Source organism: Micromonospora sp. NPDC047793, from assembly GCF_040642635.1.
Classification (GTDB): domain Bacteria; phylum Actinomycetota; class Actinomycetes; order Mycobacteriales; family Micromonosporaceae; genus Micromonospora.
In genome coordinates, this window is record NZ_JBEYSG010000022.1 from 85,979 (window position 1) to 92,792 (window position 6,814).

The following is a 6,814-nucleotide window of genomic DNA, read 5'->3' on the forward strand; positions in this document are numbered from 1 at the left end:
CCCGCGGGGGTGTCGTACCCGGGCGGAAGAATGCTGTTCGTGCTGGTGGCGGTGGTGCCCGACGAGCGGGGCGGGGGAGTGCTGCAACCCCTCGACCCGGCGGGCGCCGCCGTGGGGCAGCCGGAGCCGACCGCCGACCTGGCCGCCGCGGTGGCCGCCCGGGAGCGGGCCGACTCGCCGCGCTGGGTCTGGGCCTGCGGCACCACCCTTTATCCGGCGCTGCTGCGGGCCGGTGTCCGCGTCGCTCGCTGCCACGACGTGGAGCTGACCGAGGCGTTGCTGCTCGGCTACGCCGGCCGCTTCGGTGAGCCCCGCGCGTTGGCGGCGGCGTGGGCGCGGTTGACCGGAGCGCCGGTGCCGGCCGATCCGCCGCCGCGCGTGGCCGCCCCGCCGGGCGGTGGGCAGGGCGCGCTCTTCGACGCCGTGGCCGGGCCGCCGGGTCCGGGCATCACGGCGTTGACCGGGGTGTACGCCCATCAACTCGACCGGATCGCGGCGACCGGGGCACCGGGGCGGTTCCGGCTGTTGGTGGCGGCCGAGTCGGCCGGTGCGCTGATCGGGCCCGAGATGGGTGCGGCTGGCCTGCCCTGGCGCGCTGACGTGCACGACGCGATCCTGACCGAGCTGCTCGGGGAGCCGTCACCGGTGGGCGGGCCGCCCCGCCGACTGGCCGAGTTGGCGACGCGGATCGCCGAGGCGTTCGGCGTACGGCAGGTGCACGCGGACAGCCCGGCGGAACTGCTGCGGGCGTTCGCGCGGGCCGGGGTGGAGCTGCCGAACACGCGGGCCTGGGTGCTGCGGGGAGTGGACCATCCGGCGGTGCCGCTGGTGCTGGAGTACAAGGAGCTCTATCGGATCTGGACGGCGCACGGGCGGGCCTGGCGGGACGCGTGGGTCCGCGAGGGGCGGTTCCAGCCGGAGTACGTTCCCGGTGGAGTGGTGTCGGGCCGGTGGGCGACCCGTGGTGGTGGCGCGTTGCAGATCCCGAAGGTGATCCGTCGTGCGGTGGTGGCCGACCCGGGGTGGCGGTTCGTGGTGGCCGACGCGGGGCAGTTGGAGCCTCGGGTGCTGGCGGCGGTCTCCGGCGACACCCGGCTGGCGGCGGCGGGTGCCACCGGTGACCTGTACGCCGCGCTGGCCCGGGACGCGTTCGGTGGTGACCGGGGTCGGGCCAAGCTCGCCCTGCTGGGGGCGATGTACGGGCAGACCGGTGGTGCGGCGGTGCCGGCCCTGGCGGTGCTGCGGCGCAACTACCCGACCGCGTTCGGTCATGTCGAGGCGGCGGCCCGCACCGGTGAGGCGGGTGGGCTGGTGCGGTCGTGGTTGGGGCGTACCTGTCCGCCGGGGACGGCCGGGTTCGGCGCGGGTGACGACGGGCCGTCCGACCCGGATGCGGCCGGTGACCCGCAGTCGCCCCGGGCCCGGGCGGCCCGGTCCCGGGGGAGGTTCACCCGCAACTTCGTCATCCAGGCCACCGCCGCCGAGTGGGCCTCGACGCTGCTCGCGGTGCTGCGGGGCGAGTTGGCCGGCACCGAGGCCGAGTTGGTCTTCTTCCAGCACGACGAGGTGATCGTGCACTGCCCGGCCGCGCAGGCCGAGCGGGTCGCCGAAGCGGTCGACCGGGCCGGGCGGCGGGCCACCGCGCTGTTGTTCGGCGAGACCGCGGTGCGGTTCCCGTTGGACCTGTCGGTGGTGGAGTGTTACGCCGACGCGGCGTGAGCGGCGCGCGGCGGGCCGGGGTGAGGCCGTCGACGTCCGGTCGGCGTCGATGGTGGGCGTGACGCGTGGACGGGGCGGCTTCCCGGGCTCGCCGTGCTCGTCGGCGCGGGTCGCGTCGCGCAGAGTTCACCCTGATTTCGGCTGCCGGGCATTGTGCAAATGAGCCGGTTGACCGTGTCTGACCTGCGGTTTCTTCCACGCGTTCGGTGTGCCACCCTGGTGCCTCCAACTTGACCACTCCGGTCGGGGAGGTGGCGATGCCGGGGAGGCGGAATGGCCAGACGCGTCTATGTGCACATCGGTGCCCCGAAGACGGGCAGCACCTTCGTGCAGAACGTGCTCTGGAGCAACCAGAACGTGTTGCGCAAGGCCGGGATCCTGCTGCCGGGCAGCGCGGTGGCGCACGACCAGGCGATGGCGGATCTGCGTGCGGCGCACTGGCGTGACGCCGGGGTGTACTGGACGTGGGACCGGCTGGCCGAGAAGGCGCGCCGGTGGTCCGGCGACGTGATCATCAGCAACGAGGGGCTGGGTGCGGCGACCAGTGCGCAGGCGGCCCGGGCGATCGAGAGCCTGCAACCCGCCGAGGTGCACGTGATCGCGACCGGGCGGGACCTGTGGCGGACCTTCCCGTCGACCTGGCAGCAGAGCATCCGGGCGCGCAGCACCTGGCGCTTCGACGGTTTCCTGCGGGCCGTCGAGGCGGGCCGCTTCGACACCTTCTGGGACAACTACACCGCGCCCCGGATGCTGCGCCGCTGGGGGGACCTGGTGCCGGCAGCGCAGCGGCACCTGGTGGTCGTGCCGCCGCCCGGTGCCCCGCGAGACCTGCTCTGGCACCGTTTCGCCGGGGTGCTGGGCATCCCGGACGGCCTGTGCGAGCTGACCGCACCGACCTCGAATCCCTCCCTGGGTGCTGCGGAGAGCGAGTTGCTGCGCCGGGTCAACCAGGCGCTGGGGGACAGACATCCGCTGCGGACGCCGTACCAGAAGGTGGTGCAGCGGCACCTGGTCGACGCGGTGCTCAAGGAGCGCGCCAACGACCTGCGGTTCGGTGTCGGCCTGGACCGGGCTGCGTGGGTGTGCGACCTCGCCGAGCAGCAGATCGCGGAGATCCGGGACTATCCGTGCACGGTGGTCGGTGATCTGGACGAGTTGCGGCCCACCGAGATGGAGCGGACGGTCAGTCCCGACGAGTTGGACGACGGGCAGTTGCTCGACGTGGCGATCGAGACGATCGTCGCGATGCTCGGGCATGCCGATTCTCTCGGTCGGCGGGCCGAGGGCCAGGCCGACGAGATGCTGTCGCGCCTGAAGGCGCGAGCCGCTGGTGGCGTCAAGCGCCGTCTTCGGCTGGCCGGTCGACGGTCCTAGGTCAGACCGCGCAGGTCAGGCACGGGTTCAGCCCGGTGCCGGGATGCCTGTCCCGGACACAGGGATGCCTGTCCCTGTCCCTCGGGACGCTGGGCGGGGGACGGTCAGCGGCGGGACGTAGGCGTGTGGCCTGCCCCGTGAGGGAGCTGTGGTGCGTACAGGAATGAGATCTGGGATCAGAACGCGACCCGGCGTAGGCAGGTGGTGGCGTGGCTGGGCCGCCGTCCTGGCCGGGGTGATGGTGGCGACCGGCGCGCAGGTGCCGGCCCAGGCCGACGACTCGGTGGAGTTCGACGACGCGGCGGCACACGCTGCGCTCTTCAGCGCGGCGGTACAGCTGACCGGCCCGGACACGGCGGGCGTCAAGAACGCGGTGCTCACCGCCGAGCTGCTGGACTGGCGGCGGGTCAACCCCTCCGCCAGTAGCGAGCAGATCGCGGCGCATGTGGCGCTCACCCGGAACCGGGCCGACAAGGCGGTGCCAGACGGCGACGGCGACTCGAAGTCCCGCTTCGCCCTGATGTCGGCGGTGGCAGCGGGGATCGGAGTCAAGGACAAGGACGAGCAGGGCGGCGACGCGCCGGTACTCAACGGGCCGCATCTGCGCGAGATCCTGACCAGCACGGTCGGTGTCCAGGGCGCCAATGTGGTCAAGGACGCGCTGAACCTGGTGCGGGGCGGATTCCAGGATGCGGCATGGAACGCGCACATCCGAGGGGCCACCGACGCCACCTTCGCCGCCCTGCGACGGACGGCCACCACCGACGCGGCGCTGGCGACCGGGTGGGACGCGGCGTTCGCGGCCCGGACCGGAACCAGCGTGCGGGCCAGTGAGGCCGCCCTGCTCGCCATCCAGATCCACCCGCCGCAGCCGAGCAACCCCGGCACGATCGGTCACTACGTGCCGCTGGCCCAGATCAAGGCGGCCCGCGGTGACAAGGACAACTACCGGTCGTTCGTGCAGCAGCAGGCCACCCGGGTGCTCCAGGTGCTGGACCAGAATGCGAACACCCGGACCACGGAGGTGATCCACTACTCGACGACCTACCTCATCCACGGCAACAGCCCGGACGAGGCTACCCGCAACGCCGAGAAGCAGAAGACCGACAGCAACAAGATCCTGTTCGAGGGGCTTGGCAAGTCGGTCAGCATCCTCTCCACCCTGATGGGCTTCACCGACGAGAAGTTCGGCGGTCAGCTGAAGATCGTCGGCGATGCGATGGTCACCTCGGTCAGTGCGATCAACACGTACATGACTACGGTGCTCAATGCGGGACTGGGCACGGCCGCGAGTGTGATGGGTACCGCGGTGATGACCGGGAACCTGCTCGGTGCGGGAATGAGCCTGGTGAAGCTCTTCACCGGGGTGGACGATGACCCCCACGCCATGATCCTGGCGGAGATCCAGAAGCTCCATCTCCGGATCGACCAACTGGCAAAGGGGATGGACCAGCGCTTCGACCGGATCGAGACGGCGCTCAACGTCATGTACGGCGACCTCGTCGGTCTGCTCGGAGACCTGTCGAAGTCGGTCGCGGAGGTCAGGGCCAAGATCGGCGAGATCGCGACCCAGTTGCAGACGATCGAGCGCAAGATGGACTCGATGGCGCTGGCGATCCACGTTGCACTCGAGGGAATCGCGAAGAGTGACCTGAACAAGGTGATCAACACCTACGTGCACTACGAGGCCATCACCGGCCGACCGATGGCAAGTTACTCCGACTACCACGAGAAAGCGGAGGCACCCACCTTCGACTTCGCCACGTCGACGGCAATGAGCCCGGGCACCTTCACGGTGCCCGAGGGAACCAGCCTGGACGACCCGGTCACCGTACTCAACACGAACCTGCCCGAGGCGTCCATCAACTACCTGACCACGTGGGCGGCCAAGGAGTTCCATCTGCCCTATTCCAACCCGCGGGTGGCCAATCCGGCGGCCTGGGGCACCGCGGCTCGCACCTACAACATCCTGCAGTTGCAGAACCCGGAGTTCGCGGGCCAGATCCTCGCCTATCGGGCGGCGGAGATCGCGACCACCGGTGACGAGATCAACAAGCAGGTCCGCCAGTTCAGTGCCCCGGGCGAGGGCGGCGGTACCAACAAGCTGTTCACCGAACTGGTCGGCAACTATCGCACCGCCATGGAGGGCTGGGCCAAGCAGGCCGACGGCATCCGGGGAGCGGTGATGTGGAACGGCGTCGGCGTCCCGATGCCCGAGTACGACCTGTGGGGCAAACCAGACCAGGCGATCGAGGCCAAGATTCCGGAGGCCTCCACGATGCCCGCCTGCTCCGGCTACCTCGGCAACCGTGCCATACCGGCCACCCTGCGGCGCTCCACCCTGCCCAATCCCTTCCACCTGGCCGACCACGGGCTGCCGACCGACAAGCGGCCGCAGTTCGCGACCTGTTTCGAGGCGCAGTTCGTCAACGTCGTGGAGAACCAGACGCCACGGCTGCAGACCAGCAGCGGCGACCTGCAGATCACCGTCCGGTCGCGGGTCCGCTGGCACGGCGGTGAGTGGCAGGACGCCCAGACGGCGACCCAGGTCTTCCCGGTGGGGGTCTTCTGCTCCATGCGGGTGGTGAACAACGAGCCGAGCGGCTACTGCCACGACGAGAAGTACTTCCTCGACGAACGCTGGAACGCCAGCTACCGGACGGCCTTCGAGTCGGCGCCGGTCCCGCCGATCGGCGCGGTGGCCCAGACCGCGTACAACAAGGCCGCCGCCATGTTGGCCGGCCGGCAGAAGTACTTCTACACCGTGATGGTGAACGGAAGTGGGGTGAACCGGCCCGTCGAATTCAAGTGGGACAACGCCCGGCTGCTGTGGGAGAGGGGCCAGGAGGTGACCACCGCGATCCGGCTGCTCCAGGCGTACTCGGAGTTGGGCTGGGCTTCCGCGCTGGAGCGCGACGACGCCCTGAATGCGCTTCTGTTCGGCGAACACGGCCTGCCCGGCGACTGGGCTGCGCCGCGCACCGACGTCGACCAGTCGCACAACCTGCACTTCGGCAAGACCTTCCAGCTTGCCCTGGCGAACTACGCCGGCTGCGTCCAGGAAGGCTGGGATCCCTGCGCCAACGACAAGTTCGACTTCCGACCGCAGCACGAAATGGTGCGCTACGGCGTGGACTGTGAGCAGGTCGAGGTGGAGGGCAAACCTCGGGATCCGATCAGCGCCTGCATCGTCAGCGCTGCCAGCTTGCGCTCCGAGCAGCTCAGCGGCCGGTACGACCACTGGTCGGCCCGGATCGAGGCGGGCAGCCACGTCGAAGGGCTGCCGAAGGTGAAGGCGCTCGTCGACTCGACCCGCGCCACCAACACCAACGTGCACTGACAACCTCAGATCACCAGGTCACCGGCCGCATCGCCCCGACTGTCCGGTACGGACGCTCGGGTGTCGGGTGCGGCCGGCGACCTCCGGGTAACCCGGACGGCGTCGGTCCCGGTCCCGGCGGCTCTGGCAGCCGCCGGGACCGGGACCGGCCTCTCGTGTTTGTCGTCAGGCTCCTGCGGCCGACTTGAGGTCGGCGGCCCGGTCCGTGTTCTCCCACGTCAGATCCGGCAACTCCCGACCGAAATGCCCATACGCCGCCGTCTGCCCATAGATCGGCCGCAACAGGTGCAGATCCCGAATGATCGCCGCCGGACGCAGATCGAACACCTCCGACACCGCCCGCTCGATCGACGCCACCGACACCGTCTCCGTACCGAACGT

Annotated in this window: 4 protein-coding genes; 3 read left to right on the forward strand and 1 reads right to left on the reverse strand. The window is 70.4% G+C overall.

Translation table 11 applies throughout. The features are described 5' to 3' along the window. Positions 1-9 precede the first annotated feature (9 nt). The 3 genes from ABZ738_RS29245 (at position 10) to ABZ738_RS29255 (ending at position 6,433) form a co-directional block, all read left to right on the forward strand. Entirely contained in the window at positions 10-1,719 is a 1,710-nt protein-coding gene (locus ABZ738_RS29245) for a bifunctional 3'-5' exonuclease/DNA polymerase (RefSeq protein WP_357218473.1), read from the forward strand. Between the two features lie 273 nt (positions 1,720-1,992). Further along, the gene (locus ABZ738_RS29250) at positions 1,993-3,093 is read left to right on the forward strand and encodes a hypothetical protein (protein WP_357218454.1); all 1,101 of its coding nucleotides are present in this window, start codon (positions 1,993-1,995) and stop codon (positions 3,091-3,093) included. Between the two features lie 163 nt (positions 3,094-3,256). Continuing rightward, positions 3,257-6,433, forward strand: coding sequence for a hypothetical protein (locus ABZ738_RS29255; protein WP_357218457.1), 3,177 nt, complete (start codon positions 3,257-3,259; stop codon positions 6,431-6,433). Between the two features lie 165 nt (positions 6,434-6,598). Here ABZ738_RS29255 and ABZ738_RS29260 read toward each other — a convergent pair. Next, positions 6,599-6,814, reverse strand: a 216-nt coding sequence (locus tag ABZ738_RS29260; RefSeq protein ID WP_357218460.1) for a methionine adenosyltransferase domain-containing protein, incomplete at its 5' end; no start/stop codon positions are given.